Annotated in this window: 17 protein-coding genes; 7 read left to right on the top strand and 10 right to left on the bottom strand. The window is 67.7% G+C overall.

All coding sequences use genetic code 11. The annotated features are described in order from the left end of the window. Positions 1–45: 45 nt before the first annotated feature. Positions 46–1701, bottom strand: a complete 1656-nt coding sequence (locus tag ACWD4J_RS24300) for an AMP-binding protein (RefSeq protein ID WP_451397529.1) — start codon at positions 1699–1701, stop codon at positions 46–48. 180 nt (positions 1702–1881) lie between these two features. On the opposite strand from ACWD4J_RS24300, the gene ACWD4J_RS24295 reads away from it, so the two are divergent. Further along, positions 1882–2472 (top strand): TetR/AcrR family transcriptional regulator, encoded by a 591-nt coding sequence (locus ACWD4J_RS24295; RefSeq protein WP_451397528.1) that lies wholly within the window; start codon positions 1882–1884, stop codon positions 2470–2472. On the opposite strand, the gene ACWD4J_RS24290 is transcribed toward ACWD4J_RS24295, so the two are convergent. From ACWD4J_RS24290 to ACWD4J_RS24280, 3 genes are all read right to left on the bottom strand, one after another. Further along, a complete protein-coding gene (locus ACWD4J_RS24290) occupies positions 2453–3697 on the bottom strand; it encodes an acyl-CoA dehydrogenase family protein (RefSeq protein ID WP_451397527.1) in 1245 nt (414 codons plus the stop codon). The genes ACWD4J_RS24295 and ACWD4J_RS24290 overlap by 20 nt on opposite strands. Positions 3698–3878: 181 nt before the next feature. Then, positions 3879–4913, bottom strand: coding sequence for a phosphotransferase family protein (locus tag ACWD4J_RS24285; protein WP_451397526.1), 1035 nt, complete (start codon positions 4911–4913; stop codon positions 3879–3881). A gap of 81 nt (positions 4914–4994) precedes the next feature. Continuing rightward, on the bottom strand, positions 4995–5927 hold the full coding sequence (locus ACWD4J_RS24280; RefSeq protein WP_451397525.1) for an LLM class flavin-dependent oxidoreductase: 933 nt from the start codon (positions 5925–5927) through the stop codon (positions 4995–4997). A 101-nt stretch (positions 5928–6028) separates the two neighbouring features. On the opposite strand from ACWD4J_RS24280, the gene ACWD4J_RS24275 reads away from it, so the two are divergent. From ACWD4J_RS24275 to ACWD4J_RS24255, 5 genes are all read left to right on the top strand, one after another. Then, on the top strand, positions 6029–7042 hold the full coding sequence (locus ACWD4J_RS24275; protein ID WP_451397524.1) for an LLM class flavin-dependent oxidoreductase: 1014 nt from the start codon (positions 6029–6031) through the stop codon (positions 7040–7042). Between the two features lie 68 nt (positions 7043–7110). After that, positions 7111–8766, top strand: a complete 1656-nt coding sequence (locus ACWD4J_RS24270; protein WP_451397523.1) for an AMP-binding protein — start codon at positions 7111–7113, stop codon at positions 8764–8766. Continuing rightward, on the top strand, positions 8763–10586 hold the full coding sequence (locus ACWD4J_RS24265) for a PucR family transcriptional regulator (protein WP_451397522.1): 1824 nt from the start codon (positions 8763–8765) through the stop codon (positions 10584–10586). Before ACWD4J_RS24270 ends, ACWD4J_RS24265 begins: the two co-directional genes overlap by 4 nt. Further along, positions 10583–11293 (top strand): SDR family oxidoreductase, encoded by a 711-nt coding sequence (locus tag ACWD4J_RS24260; RefSeq protein WP_451397521.1) that lies wholly within the window; start codon positions 10583–10585, stop codon positions 11291–11293. Before ACWD4J_RS24265 ends, ACWD4J_RS24260 begins: the two co-directional genes overlap by 4 nt. 5 nt (positions 11294–11298) lie before the next feature. Then, complete coding sequence (locus tag ACWD4J_RS24255) at positions 11299–12300, top strand: NADPH:quinone oxidoreductase family protein (protein ID WP_451397520.1); 1002 nt, start codon at positions 11299–11301, stop codon at positions 12298–12300. An 82-nt stretch (positions 12301–12382) separates the two neighbouring features. Here ACWD4J_RS24255 and ACWD4J_RS24250 read toward each other — a convergent pair whose 3' ends face one another. The 4 genes from ACWD4J_RS24250 to ACWD4J_RS24235 form a co-directional block, all read right to left on the bottom strand. Beyond that, on the bottom strand, positions 12383–13981 hold the full coding sequence (locus ACWD4J_RS24250; RefSeq protein ID WP_451397519.1) for an AMP-binding protein: 1599 nt from the start codon (positions 13979–13981) through the stop codon (positions 12383–12385). Between the two features lie 94 nt (positions 13982–14075). Next, entirely contained in the window at positions 14076–14828 is a 753-nt protein-coding gene (locus ACWD4J_RS24245; protein ID WP_451397518.1) for an SDR family NAD(P)-dependent oxidoreductase, read from the bottom strand. Between the two features lie 93 nt (positions 14829–14921). Next, the gene (locus tag ACWD4J_RS24240; protein ID WP_451397517.1) at positions 14922–15710 is read right to left on the bottom strand and encodes an SDR family NAD(P)-dependent oxidoreductase; all 789 of its coding nucleotides are present in this window, start codon (positions 15708–15710) and stop codon (positions 14922–14924) included. A gap of 33 nt (positions 15711–15743) precedes the next feature. Further along, entirely contained in the window at positions 15744–15941 is a 198-nt protein-coding gene (locus tag ACWD4J_RS24235; RefSeq protein WP_451397516.1) for a hypothetical protein, read from the bottom strand. Between the two features lie 248 nt (positions 15942–16189). Here ACWD4J_RS24235 and ACWD4J_RS24230 point away from each other — a divergent pair, with 248 nt between their 5' ends. Next, a complete protein-coding gene (locus ACWD4J_RS24230) occupies positions 16190–16972 on the top strand; it encodes a FadR/GntR family transcriptional regulator (RefSeq protein WP_451397515.1) in 783 nt (260 codons plus the stop codon). Between the two features lie 108 nt (positions 16973–17080). Here ACWD4J_RS24230 and ACWD4J_RS24225 read toward each other — a convergent pair whose 3' ends face one another. Both ACWD4J_RS24225 and ACWD4J_RS24220 read right to left on the bottom strand, forming a co-directional pair. After that, positions 17081–17935 (bottom strand): enoyl-CoA hydratase/isomerase family protein, encoded by an 855-nt coding sequence (locus tag ACWD4J_RS24225; protein WP_451397514.1) that lies wholly within the window; start codon positions 17933–17935, stop codon positions 17081–17083. Beyond that, positions 17932–18912, bottom strand: a complete 981-nt coding sequence (locus ACWD4J_RS24220; protein WP_451397513.1) for a zinc-binding dehydrogenase — start codon at positions 18910–18912, stop codon at positions 17932–17934. Before ACWD4J_RS24220 ends, ACWD4J_RS24225 begins: the two co-directional genes overlap by 4 nt. Positions 18913–19061: the final 149 nt, after the last annotated feature.

Raw genomic sequence — 19061 nt, 5'->3', positions numbered from 1 at the left:
GAGGATCCGCGTCCTCGGTGGCCACTGTCACACGGAGGCCAACCGTCAGCGGCCGGCCTTGAGCTTCTCTGCGATGTCGGTCCGCAGCAGGTGCTTCTGGATCTTGCCGGTCGCGGTGGTGGGCATGGCGTCGACGGCCTCGAGCCGCTCGGGGACCTTCTGGATCGCGAGCCCCTTGCCGAGCAGGTAGTCCCTGATCTCTTCCAGGGTCAGCGGCTCCGCACCAGCAGCAGGGACGAGGTAGCAACAGACCCTCTCCCCCAGCTTCTCGTCGGGCATGGCGACCACCGCCACCTCGCCGACGGCAGGGTGCGCGGAGAGCAGGTCCTCGACCTGGCGGACGCTGATGTTGAGGCCGCCGCGGATCACGATGTCCTTCAGGCGGCCGGTCACCCGCACGTAGCCGTCCTCGTCCATGGTGCCGAGGTCGCCCGAGCGGGAGAACCCGTCGGCGGTGTACATGGCCGCGGTCTCCTCGGGCTGGTTGATGTACTCCAGCGAGTTCATGGCACCGCGGTAGGCGATGTCGCCCTCCTGGCCGCGCGGCACCTCGTTGCCGTGCTCGTCCACGATCCGCACCTCCTGCAACGGCAGTGCCCTGCCGTCGGAGGTGACCGACCGCTCCGGGTCGTCGTCGATCGTGCACATGGTGGTCGTGATGCCCTCCGTGCGGCCATAGAGGCTGAGCACGCGCATGTCCGGAAGCGCGGCCCTGGCCCGGTGCACGAACGTGCCGGGGATCGGCGAACCGGCGCAGGTCCAGAACCGCATGCTGCTCGCGTCGTGGACGTCCGGGTCGTATGCGTTGAGCAGCATCTGCAGGAACGTTGTGGCCGTCACCGCCGCGGTACAGCGGAACTTGGCGATGCGGGCGAGGCCCTCACGAGGCTCCCACTGCTCCACGATGTGTGAGCCGGCGCCGTGGATGAGCGGCATGATCACGCTGGTGACCAGACCGGTGGTGTGGGTGATCGGAGACGGCCCGAACTGCACGTCGTTCTCGGTGTAGTTCCAGCCCCTGCCGAGCAACCGCGCCCCGCAGGCCATGGTGTTGAAGGTGTGCACACATCCCTTCGGGCGTGACGTCGTACCCGAGCTGAAGACGATGACGAACGGCTCGTCGGGACCGGGAGCCGGGGGAAGCTCGGCATCGGCCTGCCCGGCTTCGACACCGGCCAGGACGTCGCCGTACCGGACAGCGCCCTCCGGGAGGGTCTCACCGCGCAGCACGATCACCGTGTCGAGGGTCGGGCTGCTGCCGGCCAGGTCCAGGAACATCGCGGCGTGGTCGAACTTCCGATAGTGACCGGCGGTGAAGGCGGCCCTGACCTCCGCGCTCTCGACGATGTAGCCGACCTCGTCGCGCCGGTAGATCGGCATGATCGGCACGAGGACCGCTCCGATCCGGGAGACCGCCAGGGATATCACCGCGAACTCGGTCCAGTTGGGGACCTGGACGGCCACCCGGTCGCCCGGGCTGATGCCCAGGCGCACCATGCCGACCGCGAGGCGCACCGCGGCGTCGCGCAGTTCCTGGAAGGTGTACGACGTCGTGGAGTCCGTGACGAACACCTTGTCGGGCCGTGCCGCCACCTGCTCTTCGAGGGCGTCGAAGAAGGTGTAGTCGCACCACAGACCGTCGGCGTAATAACTCTTGATCTGATCCTCGTCGTATCGGTCGTGCACCGTCGCCATTGACATGCGATTCGCCTGCCTACCTGTCGCTGCGGGTACCGGGGGTGGGAGCGTGAGACGACCTCAGGCTCAACCATATGATTTTCACGGTAATATGGTCAGACCCTTTATGACAACGGTTCTGCAGGGCTCCCGTGCCGGGCTGAACGCTTGGTAACGACCGTTCGCGGGAGATACTCTCGGCCGATGGACCGGGACCGAGCCATACTCGACGCCGCAGCCCTGGCCTTCTACGAGAAGGGCTTCCACGGGGTCGGGGTCGACGAGCTGGGCACGCGTGCGGGGCTCAGCGGGCCGTCGCTGTACCGCCACTTCTCGGGCAAGGACGAGATCCTCGCAACCCTCCTCAACGAGGCCATGGACGAGTTGATCAGCGCCACCGTGCCCGTGTACGACGACCCGGAGCGGGATCTGCGGCGCGCACTCGAGCACCACATCGAGTTCGCCATGGAACACCGGCAGCTGGTCAACCTGTACCAACGCGAGGTGCGTTCACTGGTCGACCCCTGGAAGCGGGCGTTCACCCGAAGAAGGGGGCAGTACACCGCCCGCTGGGAGTCGCTCTTCGCGCAGAAGTTCCCCGGCGTCGACAGCGCGAGCGTCGCCGCGATGACGCAGGCCTGCCTCGGCATGATCTTCTCGGTGTCCTACTGGCCGGCACGAACCCTCAAGGACACCGACGTCAAGGCCTTGCTGCTCGAGCTTCTGCCGCATGGGTTCGAGTCCTTCGAAACCGGCACCGCACACGATGGGGGCCTTAGCTCCGACGGGACCTGAAGTCGAACATACTCGCCGCGATCCGGCGCATCTGCAGCTCGTCGGTGCCCTCGGTGATCCGGTAGCGACGGTGATGCCGGTAGATGTGCTCGAACGGGAGCGCCCGCGTGTAACCCATCCCGCCGTGGATCTGGATCGCCCGGTCCGCGGCCTTGCATGCGAGCTGGTTCCCTCGCATGTTCACCATGGCGACCTTGTCCGAGACCGCCGTCTTCCCCTGCTCATCCATCATGGCCGCAGTCTTGTGGATGGTGTTGCGCACCAGTTCGGCCTCGGTCTGCAGCTCGACGAGCTGCCATTGGATGCCCTGGTGCTCATGCAGCGGCCTGTCGAACACGACGCGGTTCTGGGCGTACTCGACGCTTTGGTTGATGCAGAACTGCGCCGCGCCGAGTGAGGAGGCGGCCTGTCGTATCCGGTTCTCGTGGACGAACAGCTGGGCGAGGTCCAGGCCCCGGTCCAGCTCGCCGAGCACCGCGCCGCCGGGCACCCGCACCCCGTTGAGGTGGACCTCGGGGTGGTCGCTCGGCATGTTCAACGTCCAGTGGTTGTAAGGGATCTCGAACCCGGGCGCGTCGGTGGGCACCAGGAAGGCCGTGATCCCTTCGGCCTTGCCGTCCTGGCCGGAGGTCCGCGCGAAGACCACATCGACCTCGGCGGCGTCCGACAGGCTGTTGAACCGCTTGGCACCGGTGATGATCCAGTCGTCGCCGTCACGCCGTGCCGTGGTCTCGAGGTAGGTCGCGTCGCTGCCATGGCCGGGCTCGGTGAGACCGAAGGCGATCTCGATCTCGCCGGAGACGTACCGCTCGAGATACCGCTCCTTCTGCTCGGCGGTTCCGTACTGGTGCAGCACCTGGGCCAGCGGCAGGTTCGCCACCACGGACGCCTCGTCGGCGTGCGGGAAGTGCAGGCCGGGGCCGCGAGTGGTCAGGTGCTCGCGGATGACGGCCATCGCCAGGTTGGATCCGTCGCGCCCGCCGAGCGCCGCAGGAAGGGGGTAGCGGTAGAAGCCCGCTGCGTCGGCGCGGCGGCGCATCTCCGCCAGCACCTCCCGCCATGCGACGGCCGGGTATCCGTCGCGCTCCCAGTCGGTGCGGTGGTACTCCCGCCGGTGGTCGAAGAACTGCGGGTGCTCCTCCTCCAACGGCTTGATCTCGGCGTCGATGAACGCGTCGAGGTCCTTGACCAGTTGTACGACGTCCCCGGGGATCGACCAGTCCATGGCCACGTCCTTTCTCTTCCGTTGCTGGCGTCACCGTAGGGCCGCCCCGTCGTGCCCCGCTGGGATCGGGCGACGGGGCACTGTGGACCGCTACAGTGCCCCGTGCTCCGGCCGACTTCGGCGCCGGCCGCCGAGCTTGGATCGCGCCATGCCGAAGGCGCACAGCACCCCTATGCCGCTGTCAGCCCAGGCCCGCCGAGCCGAGGATCTCCCGACCGCGCCGGACCACGGATGCCAGGCTCGCGGCGGCGGTGACCAGCTTGGGGTCGGGATGCGGCCGCCGATTGTTCCGCTTCACGAACACGGAGAGGGTGGAGGCGGTTTTGTAGTGGCAATAGGCCAGGAACCAGTCCAGCTCGGGCACCGTCTCCGGGCGCACCCGCAGGTACTCCTCCAGCAGTTGCTGTGAGGCCGGCATGCCACGCCCTGCCGCCTGGTCGGCCTCGTCCCGGGTCTCCTCGAAGCGGTGGACCGGGTCCGTGTGCATCAGCAACCAGGCCAGGTCCGTTCTCGGGTCGCCGACCGACCAGATCTCCCAGTCGATGACAGCGTTCAGCGCCTCACCGAGGAAGAGCATGTTCGCGAGCCGGTAGTCACCGTGGACCAGTACCGGCGTCAGGGGCTCCGGGATCCGGTCGGCCAGCGCGTCGTAGAGCTCGCGATGGCCAGGGCAGATGTCGTCGTCCACCGTTTCGAGGAGCAGCGCCCATCGGTCGAGCTCCTCCTTGACAGTGAGGACGGGCTCGTCGGCCAGGCCGAGGGACTCCGGGCTGTGCGACTGCATCCGCGCCAGCGCCCGCGCCGCCTCCCGTGCTCTCCGGTCGACGACTTCAGCGGTGGGCGGCTCGGCCGCCACGTCGAGCAGCGGCTCGTAGGCGTCACCGGGGACCAGCTCCATGGCGAACAGCGGCGGAGCGCCGTCGTCCTCGAACAGCACCGATGGGACCCGCATCTCCGGCACCGCGCCCAGCGCCCGCATCACACGGGCCTGCCGGAGCACATCGCGGTTGCGGACCGGCGCCAGGCCGGGGGGTGCCACCTTCACGACGATCGGCTGTGCGGGTTCGCCGGGAACATGGAGCGTCGAGGTGTACGTGAGGCTGGACACGCCACCGGGAAGCCGGCGCAGACCCGCCACCTCCGGCCCCGGCCACCGGCTCGCCGCAGCGGCTGCGATCCGGGTCAGTAGCTCTTTCTCGTCGAGTTCCAGTGTCATGCCGTCAACCTCCTGACCAGGCCCTGACCACACAAGAGGAGACGGTGCGGGTGCTGGAGACCTCCACACCGACACCCCGCCTCACGCCGTACCCACGGCCTTCTCGAGGTGCTCCCTCACCTCCGCCACCGCGTCGATCTCCGCCTCGATGCACGAGCCGACGGGGACCAGCGTGATGTGCTCGGCTCCCGACGTGACGAAGGGCTTCAGGAACTCGGCGACCTGCTCAGGGGTTCCGGCCGGGGCAAGGCGCTCGAACTTCTCGTAGGGCACTTGGTAGAGCCCCTCCATCTTCGCGGCCAGCATCTCCCGGGCCCGCTCGGCGTCGGCGTCCAGCCCGCACCAGACGTTCACGCCGAACCAAGAGGGCGCCTCGCGATCGAAGCCCGCCGCCGCCTCGAGGATCCGCTCGCGCGTCTCCGCGAACCGGCGCGCGGAGCAGAAGATGCCCAGCCAGCCGTCCCCGAACTCCGCGGTACGGCGCACAGCCACGTCGCCCTTGCCGCCGATGACGATCGGAATCCTCGGCTCCGGAGCGGGGAGGACACGGGCCTCGTCGAGCTGGAAGAACTCTCCTTCGTATGTGACCTCCTCGCCCGCCAGCAGCCGCCGGACCAGCATCAGCGCCTCGTCGAGGCGGCGGCCCCGGGTCTTCGGGTCGACACCCGCGTTGCTGACCTCGCGGCGGTCCTCGCCGGCCACGCCGACACCGAGCGTGAGCCGTCCTGGCGCCATCTGGCTCAGCGTGGACAACTGCCGTGCGGCCAGCATCGGGTGACGCAGCCCGAGCAGATAGACCCCGATGATCGCCGACAGCCGGTCGTGCGAGGACAGCATGGTGCTCGCTGTGATCATGCCGTCGAATCCGGCCCCGCCGTGGAAGCTGATGTGATCTCCCATGGTCACGTGGTCCAGCCCCGCCTCCGCGACCCGGTCGAGCAGCCGACGCCGCGTCCGGGGGTCAGGTGTGGTGAACCCGTCCTGGTCCGAGATTCCTAGCTTGAGCGGAGTCATGAGGCATACACCTTCCGAAGGGGCGTGTTAACCAGGCCATTGCCTATTAAGGTCTGACCATTATGATAGGCGGAGCGGACTCCCAGGCGAAAGGCATTGGCGTGACCACTCGAGGCATCACCGTTCTTGCTGGCGGACTCAAGGAGACCCAGGAGATCACCCGGCGCGCCGAGGCTGCCGGGTTCGACGCGGCCTGGTCCGGGGAGTTCCTGCACCGCTCCGCCATCGTCTCCGTGGCGGCGATGGCCGCCGCCACGACCCGCATCGGTGTGGGATCTGCGATCGCCTATGCCGTGGGGCGCTCCCCCCTGGTGCTCGCCAACGACGCCCGCTTCCTCGACGAGATGAGCGACGGCCGGCTCACACTGGGGCTGGGCACCGGCACCCGCCGAATGATGGAGGGCTGGCACGGAGTCAAGGACCCCGACGGCCCGGCCACCAGGATGGAGGAGCTCATCCCGCTGCTGCGCCGGCTGTGGCGCCTGCACGAGGGGCCGGTCAAGCACGAAGGCCGCTTCTACTCCCTCGACATCACCCCCACGGCCGACATCCAGCCGCCGCTGCGCCCCGCGATCCCCATCTACACCGCAGGCGTGAACGCCCGGATGATCGAGGTGGCAGGCCGGGTCTCGGACGGTCTGATCTGCCACCCCACCATCACCGACCAGTACCTCGACGAGGTCGCCCGGCCCGCCATCGCCCGCGGCGCCGAGAAGACCGGCCGTTCACCCGAGGACGTCAAGCTCAAGGGCGTCGTCATCTGCTCGATCGCCGATGACACCGCGACCGCCCGCCGTGAGGCCGCCGCCCAGATCGCGTTCTACGTCGCCCCCAAGGCGTACGGTCCGGTGATGGAGGCCTCCGGATTCGGCGCCGAGGCCGCCGCGGTCCAGGCGGCGTTCCGCGCCGGCGACCACAAGGGGATGGTCGACGCGGTCTCGGACACGATGCTCGAGCAGATGGCCGTCGCAGGCACCGTCGACGAGGTCCGCGACGCCCTGCCGGCCCTCGAGAAGCGCTACGACCACGCGGCGTTGTACTCGCCGAGCTTCACCCTGTCCCCCGAGCGCGTCGCGGAGAACACCCAGGCGATCATCGAGACCTTCGCCCGCTGAACACCCGGACGCGAACCTTCGCGACTGTTTGAACAGGTACTCATACTCGCGCTGGAAAGAGCACACGCATGAGGTCAACGGCGACCGTTCGTGATAGGTACTCCGAAGAAGAGATCCAGGACTTCTACGCGTCCGGGTTCTGGCAGTCCGGAACCATGTTTGATCTGGTCGCAGCACAGGCCGACGCGCGGCCGGGCAAGGTCTTCGTCTCCGACAGCACCAGCAGCCTGACGTACCAGGAACTGCACGACCGGGCGCTGCGGCTGGCGCTCGGGTTCGAGCGCCTCGGCCTCCAGCGGGGCGACCGCGTCACGGTACAGCTCCCGAACTGGTCGGAGTTCGTCCTGATAGCCGTCGCCCTCGGGCGGCTGGGCGTCATAGTCGTACCGATCATGCCGGTCTACCGTGCCGCCGAGGTGGGGTACATCCTCGGCCACGCAGGGGCGAAAGCAGCCATCACCTGCGAGGAGTTCAGAGGTTTCCGGCATCTGGACATGTACGTGTCGCTGCAGGAGGACCACCCAGACCTCCAGTCGCTCATCGTGGTCCGCGGTTCGGACGCGGTCGGCTCGGGCCCGGCGACGCGGTTGAGCGACCTCATCGTCGACAAGCCCTCCGAAGACATCGCACGACAACTGGGTCCCGCTCCGTCCCCCGACGACGCCTTCGTGGTCGTGTACACGTCTGGGACCACGTCGCGGCCCAAGGGCTGCCTGCACACCTTCAACACCCTGCGCGCCAGCGCGGCGGCGATCGCCAAGAGCCTCGCGTACCAGGAGACCGACGTCCAGTTCGGCCCGTCGCCGATCACCCACGGAACCGGACTCGTCACCAGCTTCGCCCTCCCCCTGCTGGCCGGCGCATCGTCGCACCTGATGGAGAAGTGGGAGGCGCTCGAAGGCCTGCACAGAATCAGGGAGTACGGCTGTACCGTCGCCGTGACGGCCACCGCGTTCCTCCAGATGCTCACGGATGCGTACGACGTAGACCAGCACGATCTGAGGGGCCTGCGTCTATGGGTGTGCGCCGGGGCACCCATCCCCGGGTCGATCGTCCAACGCGCCCGCGAACTGCTGCCCGGCTGCCGGGTGCTCAGCCTTTACGGCCGCACGGAGAACTTCCTGACCACCCTGTGCACGGTGGACGACACGCCAGAGCGGTCCATCGATTCGGACGGGTCCGCGGTGGACGGTGCGATGGTCGCAATCGTGGACGAGCTGGGCCGCGAGGTTCCGCCAGGCACCGAGGGGGACATCGCCTACCGGGGGCCGAGCCACATGCTCGGATACTTCCGCGATCCCGAGGCGACCGCCGCCCTGTTCACCCCCGACGGGTTCTCGCGCTCCGGCGACCTGGGCTTCATGGACGAGGACGGCTATGTCAGGGTCGCCGGCCGGATCAAGGACATCGTGATCCGCGGTGGGCTCAACATCAGCGCCCGTGAACTGGAGGACCTGCTGGTCGAGCACCCCGGTGTGAGCAGCGTGGCGGTGGTCGGGATGCCCGACGTGCGGCTCGGTGAGAAGGTGTGCGCGTACGTCGTGCCCGCCCACGGGCAGCCCGCACCCCGGCTTGAGGACCTGACCTCGTACCTTCGTCGGCGCGAGGTCGCAACGCCGAAGCTCCCGGAGCGCCTCGAGCTCGTCGAGCGCCTGCCGGTCTCGGCCACCGGCAAGGTCCTCAAGCACGTCCTTCGCGACGACATCGCACGGAAGCTGGCATGAGGGGGTTCGGACGAGCCGTCGCCCCGGAGGCGGTGGACCGCTCGGAACGCGCGGTCGAGGGACCTTCATTGCAGGAGCAGGCAGTACTCCGGCTCGCGATGCAGCGGATCTGCGCCGTGGCAGGGTTCGCACGCGGCCGGTTGTTCCTGCACGACGCGCTCACGGGAGAGTTCCATGTGCGCGCCGTCCACGGCTCTCCTCCCACTGCCGAAGTCCGGGGACCCGCCCATGTGGATACCGCCGATCCACTGGTGGAGCTGCTGGCGTCCAGCCGACGACCGTGTGTGCTCGGCGCGGACGGGCCAGGGCCGAACGACGGACGTTGCGCACCGGGGGCCACGCGACTGGCGGTTCCCCTGTCCGGGCCTGGTGCGCAACTCCTCGCATTCGTCGTGCTCGAGGACGACGAGGGTCGCCCGGTCGAGGAACCGTTGATCAGCCAGGTGGCCGCCTGCGCAGACCTGGTGGGTACAGCGCTCCTGGCATTCCGCATGAATCATCAACTCGCTGGCCAGTACGAGGAGTTGTCCAAACGGCACCAGGTACTGCGTTTCCGCGCCGAAGCCGAACGTCGGCTGGGCCTGCTCGTCGGCCGCCCGGGCGCGCTCTCCGCGATCGTCCGGGCCTCTTCGGAGCTGACCGGGAAGGCCGTCGCCCTGTTCGACTCCCAGGAACGGCTGGTGTCCTCGGCCGGCCCGGCCGACCAGGTGCGGGTCCCACCGGTGGCCAAGATCCTCGCCGGTACAGCTGGACTGAGGGTCATCGAGCCGCCTGCGCCGATCATGGTTCCCGCGCGGCCGGCCGAGGGACTGGCCCGACGCCATGTACTCACACCGGTGGTCAGCGACGGGAGGCACTTCGGCTGGCTCGTGATCATGGAGTTCCCGTCGAGGCTGACCCATCTCGACGAATTGGTCGCACGTCGCGCCGCCGAGCACATCGCCACGGAGTTCACCGTCCAGAAGCGCGTCGCCAGCGTCGCCTGGAACGCGCGGGCCTCGCTCGCCCGCCAGCTCGTGCGCGGCACCTCCAACCTGGACGACCTCCGCAGCAGCGGGGAGTACCTGGGCATCGACACGGACGCGCGCCGGGTGCTCGTATACCTGTCGGGGCGGGGCACCCGGTACCGCGCGTGCACCGACGACGAGCGGCTCGCCACCGAAGTCCAGCGGGGACTGGGCGTCGAAGTGCTGATCACGCGTGGATCAGACGGAGTACTCCTGCTGGTCGAATCGCCGGTGGGCGTGAGCCCAGTGGTGATGGTCGGTCGCGTCAAGGCTGCCGTGCGCGAGGTCTGCGCCGAACTGCCGGGGCATGACGACCTGACCGTCGGGTTGTCGTCGGTGTCCGAGCCTTCGGGGCTGGTCCGGGCGTATCGCGAGGCCCGTGAGGTCGCCAACTGCATCGACAGGTTCGCCAGGGGCTGCTCACCCCGGATCCTCGCTGTCGACGACCTGGGTCCCGCACGGCTCTTCCTGGCCAACAGCGACGCCGGCTCCGTACGGAGGTACGTCGACGACGTGCTCGGTCCGCTGCTCACCGGTGCGCCGCACACCGCCGACCTGCTGCTGACCCTGCAGTGCTACTTCGACTCCGGACGCAGCGTGCGGAGTTCCGCCGCGGACCTCGGCGTGCACGAGAACACCATCCGGCTGCGACTCGCGCGCGTACACGCCGCAACCGGCCTTGACGTCCTGGGAGACGCCAACGATCAGCTCAGCGTGCAGACGGCTCTGCTCGTGCTCCGTCTCCAGGGCCATCCCGCACTGCCCTCGTTCAACGAGACCGAAACCGACCGCGACAGGAGGAAGACCGCATGACCGTGGAGGGGAAGCTCAGAGCTCTCGTGACCGGGGCGGCGAACGAGGGCGGCATCGGCCGGGCCATCGTCGCCAGGCTGGAGTCGGCGGGCATGGAGGTCGTCACACTCGACCGGGCCCCGGGGTGCACCTACCAGCTCGACATCGCCTCCGACGAGCTACCGCCGCTCGACGACATCGACGTCTACGTCGGCAACGCCGCAGTCACCACCATGGTCGGCTCCGCTCACCGGATGGCGCTGGACAAGTGGCAGAAGGACCTGGCCGTGAACCTGACCGGCACCTTCCGCGTGCTGCAGGCGTGCCTGGCAGGGATGCGCGAGCGGGGATTCGGCCGGATCGTCGTCATCTCCAGTACGGCAGGCACGCAGGGACTGCCTGGGCAGGTCTCCTACAGCACCAGCAAGGCCGGCCTGCTCGGCATGGTCAAGACGGTCGCCGCCGAGAACGTGCGCCGGGGCATCACCGCGAACGCCGTTCTGCCGGGGATGACGGCAAGCTCAGGGGTCCTGGCCATGCCGGAGGACATAGTCGAGGCCTGGGACAAGAGCATGCCCAACGGGCTGGTTCAACCGGCGGACATCGCCGAGGCCGTGGCGTTCTTCGCCTCGCCTGCGGCCGCTGCCGTCACCGGGCAGATCCTCACCGTGGACGGGGGCGACAGTCTCAACGTCCGCTCGGTCACCTCCACCATGGTCCAGGGGTGACAGCCATGCGGGCTTTCGTGATCAAAGAACTGAGCGGACCGAGCGGGGGCGTCGTCGCAGATGTGCCCGAGCCGACGGGGGCACATCCCTGGGCGGACGGTCGGCGGCTGCTCATCGAGGTTCACGCTGCTGGGGTGTCCTTCCCCGACCTGCTGCAGTCGCGGGGTGAGTACCAGCACGGCACACCGCCCCCGTACGTCTCGGGTGGCGAAGTGGCCGGCTTCGTACTGGAGGCGCCGGAGGAATCAGGTCTGGTCCCTGGCGACCGTGTCGCGGCGCTGACGCTCTGGGGAGCGATGGCGGAGTGCGCGCTCGCCCTGCCCCAGTACGCGGTCAAGCTGCCGGCGTCGATGAGCTGGGCAGAGGGTGCGGCGCTCTACCTCAACTACGCGACCGCGTGGTTCTCGCTCCACAGAGTCGGGTTCCAGGAAGGCGAGACCGTGCTCGTGCAGGGCGCGTCGGGTGGTGTCGGCACGGCGACGCTGCAGACGGTGCGCGCACTCGGCGGCCGGTCGATCGCCGTCGTGTCCAGCGACGACAAGGAGCAGATGGCCCGCCACGCCGGCGCCGACGAGGTGGTCCGCTCCGACGCGGGCTGGGTCGACCAGGTCCGCGACCTCACCGGCGGACGCGGGGTTCAGATCGTGGTCGACCCGGTGGGCGGCGACCGCTTCATCGACTCGCTGAGGTCCCTGGACGTCGGCGGACGGCTCGCGGTGGTCGGGTTCGCCGGAGGAGGGATTCCGACGGTGAAGGTCAATCGGTTGCTCCTGAGGGACCTGAGCGTGGTCGGTGTGGCCCTGGCGCCGTATGCCCAGCGTTATCCGGCGGTCATCCGAACGCTGAACCGGGAAATCGAGCGAATGGCCGCGGACGGACGGATCAACCCCCTGGTCGGTCGGTGCCTTCCGCTCGAGCGGGGCGCCGAGGCGCTCGGGTTGATCGAACGCCGTGAGGCACTCGGCAAGGTCGTCGTCGAGGTGCGCCCCGAGGAACAACGCCACTGAAGAGGCATCAGACCAGTATCGGGGTGGACCGGCCCCGCCGTTCGCGGGCCGGTCCACCACAGCGGCAGACACCAGGTCGGCGCTACCGAGCTCCCGGCCCGACCGACCGTCGCTGCCGCTCCTGTCCCCGCGCCCATACGTCCCTGGTCAGTCCCTCCTCGCGCAGGACGCTCTTCTGGACCCGCTGAGTGGCCTGGGTTCTGGGCAGTTCGTCCACGCATCGCACATAGGCGGGCAGGGCGAACCGCGGTACTCGGTCCTTCAGGTAGTCGATGAGTCCGGCCGGGTCGAATCCAGGTTCTGGAACCACCACAGCGAGGATCTCCTCCTCGCCCAGTTCCGACTCGACACCGACCGCGGCGGCCTCAAGAACCAGTGGGTGCGACAGGATCGCGGCCTCGAGCTCCACGGACGAGACGTTCTCGCTGCGCCGGCGGATCATGTCCTTCGAACGGTCCACGTACCAGTAGAAGCCCTCCTCATCCTGACGGAAGAGGTCTCCGGTGTGGATCCAACCGTTTCGGTAGATGCGCGCGGTGGCCTCCGCGTCGCCCTGGTACCCCTTCAGGAACTGCCATGGGCGGGAACTGCGGACCACGAGTTCACCGATTTCTCCACGCGGGACCTCGAAATCGGCGGCGTCCACAACTTTCGCTTCCACTCCCTCGACGGGGACCCCGCAGCATCCGACCATGTCGGATCTCGCATACTCGGGTGACAGGATGAAAGGCGTGCCTATCTCGGTCATCCCGTAGATGCTGTACACCTCGAACCCGTAGCGTCGCTTCACTTCATCGACCTCGGACACCGGCGGCACCATGAGGACGAGTTCGAGAGGGTTGTCTGCGTCCTCGGCGCTTGCTGGCAGACTCGCGAGGTAACGAGTGGGTGCCGGGTAGAGCAGCGCCCAAGTACAGCCGTACGTCCTTACGTCCGGCCAGAACTGGCTGGTTGAAAAGGACTCTCGCACCACCGCGTGACCCCCGTAGACGGCCGCCCGGTACAGGGCGGTCCGCCCGGAGAGGTGATACGGAGCGTAGGGGACGTAAAACGTGATGTCCCGCGGCTCCTCAATCGGTTCCATGCTCGAGATGGCGTAGAGCGAACCCCAGGGAAGATCGACTGCCTTGGACGCGCCCGTCGTGCCCGACGTGAGCAGGATGCACGCGGTGTCGCCGATCCCTGGATCGATTTCCGAGAACTCCTGCACGGGGACATAAGCGGCATGGACGTGCACCTCGACCCCGTCGAGACGGAACTCATCCAGCTCGGCGTCGTAGATAAGGAGGCGATTCGCGCTCGTGTCCGCCAGCACCGCTTCAACCTGCGGCAGGTAACGCTTGGAGAGCACAATCGTCGTCGCCTGCGAGACGTTGATGGCATGCCTGAGCCACTCGCCGCGGAATTCGGTGTTCACCGACACCTCGACCGCGCCTATCGCCGCACATCCCAGCCATACGTAATGCGACTCAAGGGACTGCGGCACCAAGGTGACCACCCGGTCACCGGACCGGACGCCGCATTCACGCAGCCAACCCGCCCAGTCCAGTCCGTTGCTTCGCAACTCCCTCCAGGACACGCTCCCCTGACCGACCGACGTAAGCGCGGCCTTGTCAGGTATCTGCTCCGCCCACTTCCGTATCAACTGTGGAAGCGGAAACTGATGTGCCTGCAGATTCACGGAACCCATTGATCACAGCCCTCGTCGTAGTCGGAGGATGAATCGGCTGACTCGAAAGCGGCTCTGAGCGCGCCGAGAGGAGCGGTCACCGCTCTCAGCGAACCATCGCGATTCCGCCGTTCACCGAGATGGTCTGACCGGTGATGAACTTGGCGCCGTCGCCGGCCATGAACACCATGACGGGAGCGAAGTCGGTGTCGGGATCACCCAACTTCTGCCCGAGGATCACGCCCGCGTACAGGTCTCCGCGCCCCTCCGCCTTGCCGCTGTCAGTCATCGGTGTACTGATCGCCGGCTCGATGCAATTCACCCGGATGTTGTACCGGCCCCACTCGGCGGCCACGCTGCGGGTCCAGGCCATGACGCCGCCCTTGGCGGCGCTGTACACGCCGATTCCTGGCATGCCGAGCATGCCTGCGGACGATCCGAAGTTGAGGATCACTCCACCCTTTTCCTTGTCCAGGTGGCGGAAGGCAGCCTGGTTGGTCAGGATCGTCCCGCGCAGGTTGGCCCCGATGACGAATTCGATGTCGTCATCAGTGAATTGATGGGCCGGCTTCCGGCGCTGCGCACCCGCGACGTCCACGAACACGTCAAGGCCACCAAGGTCTTCGACCGCCTTGTCGACAACGGAGTCGACCGAGTCACGCCTCGACACATCGCAGTGGAAGAACTTGGCGCTGCCCGGGCCGCTCTCGTTCGCCATCTCAACGACGTGGGCCGCCTCGTCGTCCTTGATATCGAAGGATGCGACTTGGGCGCCTTCTCTTACGTAAGCACGGACAGTCGCGGCTCCCATTCCCATCGCGCCGCCGGTGACGATGATGCGCTTACCCTCAAGCTGCACGGTTGCCCCTTTCTGGTCCTGTCGTGGTGAAGTAGCTGCACCGCCTCCACGCGTCCTGTCGTGGAGGCAACCATCGAGACCGGTCCGCACCAATCAGTTCACCAGGATTCCCCCGTCGACCGGCAGGCCGGTGCCGGTGATGTAGGACGATGCGTCGCTGGCCAGGAACACGGCGGTCGCGGCGATGTCGGAGGGATCTCCGATCCGTCCGATCGGGATCCTCGCGTCAATGATCTTGCGCTGGTAGTTCTCGCTGTAGTGCGCCGTCGCCTCGGTGGGGAACACGCCTGGCAGCAGCGCGTTCACCCGGATTCCCCGGAGTCCCCACTGGGCTGCCAGGTCCCGGGTGAGCCCGAGGATCCCCGCCTTGCTGGCGCTGTACGCGGCGGCCGGCATCTTCGCTGTGGTCAACGCCATGACACTCGAGATGTTGATGACGGAACTTCCGCGCCGCATCACCCGGCCGCAGGCCTGCGCCATCCAGTACGAGCCGTTGAGGTTGACGTCGACCACGGACCGGAAGTGCTCCGGCGGGTCCTCGGTGCAGGGATGGTACTCACCACCGGTGCCGGCGTTGTTGACCAGGATGTCCACCCGGCCGAACGCGTCCATCGCCGCAGCGACCAGGGCGGTGCAGTCGTCGATGTCGGTGACGTCGGTCTCCACAGCCACCGCTTTGCCGCCCACCGCCTCGATCCTGGCAATGGTGTCCTGCAGGAGCCCGGCTCGGCGGGCGCCGACGGCGAGCCGCGCGCCCGCCTGTGCCATGCCGACGGCGAAGGCCACACCGAGTCCGGACGAGGCCCCGGTCACGATCGCGACCTTGCCGTCGAGACGGAACCGGTCCAACAGGTCAGTCTCCGGGTGAGAGTTGGTGTCCATGCACGGTTCGTACCATGCGGCTCCGGCAGATCCTCATGGTGCGCGGTTCGCCGACTGTGGACATCTCCAGCTCAGCCACTCGACCGAGTCCACTACGTCGGAGAGCGCGTGGCCCAGATCGGCCAGTGCCCCACCGCGGGACCGGATGTCGCCGAACCGCGTCTCGGCATTGAGGCGGTCCGCGAGGTCGGCTGCGGTCTTCCTGTCGTCGAACGCCTCGGGTACGGACATTCACCCTGGTTCCTGTTCTTCTGCTATCTCATCCTCTGGGGGCACTGTCTGCCGGCGACGCTCGGGACTCGCGGTCTCTGGTGTGGCGAGGCCGGTCGGCCGTCGGGCGCGCTCGGCAAGGCCGGAGCTATGCAGATACGCGGGCCCTGGACCGCATGCCTTGTTCCATTCGCGACCGTGGCACTTCCGCGGGTGATAGATTTACGGTACTCAGGTCAGACCATTTACACCACGTCGGGAGAGCACTCATGCCTGAGGCAGCAACCGCCCGCGCAGCCGGCGGCAGGCAGTCCTCGATCAAGCTCGCGCCCATGGAGGTCCCCAAGGCGTCGGATGTGCTCGCCGGCGAACTACGTGAACGCATCCTGAGCGGCGAATTCCCCGAAGGCGCCGCCCTTCCTCCCGAGCGTGAACTCGTGGTCCAGACGCAGATGAGCCGCGCCACGGTCCGTGAGGCTCTGCGCATCCTCGAGGTGCAGGGCCTGGTCCGGATCAAGACGGGTCGCGCAGGCGGCGCCTTCGTGCAGCGACCGGGCAAGGAAGCCGTTGCGAGCTCCGTGAACCTCGCGATCCGCGGCCGCCAGATCCGGCTCTCCTCGCTCCTGGAGACACGCGAGGCCATCGAGCCCTACTGCGCCAGGCTCGCCGCCCTGAACCGGACGGACGACGACCTCGCGGCGCTCGAGGCTGCGAACGAGGCGATCACCGATGAGAACGGAACCCTGGCGGCATTCCTCCAGGCCAACGTCGACTGGCATGTGGCCGTCGCGACCGCGAGCCACAACGAACTCCTCACCGGCTTCATGGCCGCCCTGTCCCACGCGATCTACGCCGCCACGGAGAACGAGCGTTTCGTCAATGCCGAGGTACGACGCGTGGCAGCACGGGCCCACCGCTCGATCACCAAGGCGATTCGGGCACAGGACCCTGATGCGGCGGTCCGCCGGATGAACCGGCACGTGCACAGCTACGCGGACGCGGTCCTGAAGGTCGACGAGCGCACCGAGATCTCGGTCGCGGAAGCGGAATGATCCGTCGCCGGGCCACCGCCCCAGCACCAGCACCAGCACCAGCACCAGCACCAGCCTGAGGCCGTCTACGCGGGGCCGGCGGACCAGCGCCGGCTCCCGGCCGCAGCGTCAACGCATCTTCCACGCGGGCTGACGCTTCTCGCGGAACGCTCGCACGCCCTCCATCAGATCTTCGGTTGTGAAGGCCAGGGCGAGTTGGGCCTGAAGGGTGTCAAGCGCCTCGTTCAGACTGAGGTCCCGAGTCGCGTTGATCGCGTCCTTGCCCAGTTTCATCAGCAGCGGCGACTTTGCGGCGACCTTGTGCGCCCATGACGCGACCACCTCATCGAACTCCTCGTCGGCAACCACTTTGTTGACGAACCCCATGTCGCACGCCTGGCCGGCGGTGATCAGGTCACCGAGCATCATCAGCTCGTTGGCCTTCATCCGGTCGACGTTCCGGTAGATGAGGGCCGAGATCATGAACGGAAAGGCGCCGACGTTGATCTCGGGGCAGCCGAACCGCACCGACTCCTTGGCGATGACGAGGTCGCAGGACAGGGCGAGTCCGAACGCCCCGGCGAGTACGTCTCCGTTGGCTGCACAGATGACAGGCTTGCCCAGAGCGCCGATCAGCTTGAAGAGACGCGGAAAACGGTCGAGGCCGGCGTACTTCGCGATCGGGGGCCGGTCGTCGGCGAACGCTTTCAGATTGCCGCCGGAGGAGAAGATGCGGTCGTGCGAGGAGGTGAGCACGACGACACGAGCGGCTTCGTCGCGCTTTGCTCTCTCCAACGCGTCCAGGAGCTCGTCGAGCAGTTCGTCACTGAGGGCGTTGCGCGTCTGCGGGTCGTCCAGTGTGACGAAGGCGGCACCCTTCTCGTCCACCGCGTAACGAACCATTTTCTCGGTCACGTGATGCTTTCCTTTCGGTTCATGGCCATTCGTTTTCGAGCCTGCTTGCGGCAAGTCGCCACTGCTCATTCCTGGGTCAGAACGACCTTCCCGAACCCGAGCCCCCGTTCAAGGTGCTCGTGGGCCGCTGCGGCCTGATCGAGGGAGAAGGTCCTGTCAATCACTGGCGGCGCGATGTCGTGGCGCCGAAGCAGTGAGAGGAGCCCGCTGAAATCGCGCGCGCTGCCCATGGTGGTACCGAGCAGGTCGTACTGGCCGAAGTAGAACTGCCGCACATCGAGCGGAGCCTGCTCGTTTCGCGAGGCGCCGAGGACCACCATCCGCCCGCCCGGACGCAGCGTCCGGATGGACTCCGGCCAGCACCCGACCGAGTCCAGCACCAGGTCGAAACCCTCTCCCGCGGGCGAGAGCTCCCTGGCCGATCCGACCCAGTCGGTCTCGGTGTAGAGGACGCCTCCGGCGGCGCCCCGGCACCGGGCCTTGGCGATCTTCTCGGGCGAGGACGAGGTCACCACGGCCTGCGCACCGACTCCGACAGCGAGCGCGACCGCCATCGTGGCAACGCCTCCGCCTGCTCCGATCACCAGCATCGACTCCCCAGCGCGCAGCCGGCCACGGGTGAACAGCGCCCTGTACGTGGTCAGGCCCACCAAGGGCAGGGCGGCCGCTTCGGACCAGCTCAGGCCGGGGGGCTTGGGCACCACGCATTCGTTCGGCACCCGCACGAGCTCTGCGTACGTGCCCGGCTGATGATCGCCGAGGATCTGCCAGCCTGGTCCCGGCGCGCTCTCGTTGTCCCCCCACCACAGGGACGGCAGGATCAGCACCTCGTCGCCGGTGTCGACGCGGATCCCCGCACCGTCGGCGCCGATGACGTGCGGCAGCGGGGAGCGGTACTTTCCCCGGCGAACCAGCACGTCGTGCCAGTTCAGCGCACTGGCCCGGAGGCGCACCACCGTCCACCCCGGTTCCGCGACCGGGTCCGGGTACTCCTCGAACCGCAGATTCCGAGCCGAACCGAAGTCGTGCAGGACGACAGCATGCACCAGAGCCTCCGCGCTAAAGGTTAGACCATTTCAAGATAGCTAGAGGTTGATCCAGGAGACAAGCAGCTTCGTCCGAGAAGAACGTGGATCGGCCGGTACGGCTTCCTTCGGGATTTGGCACCCTTGATGCGATTCGGCGTTCAGCGGCG

The sequence above is a fragment of the Streptomyces sp. NPDC002577 genome, from assembly GCF_053594815.1.
This window is presented reverse-complemented; position numbering and strand designations above follow the sequence as displayed.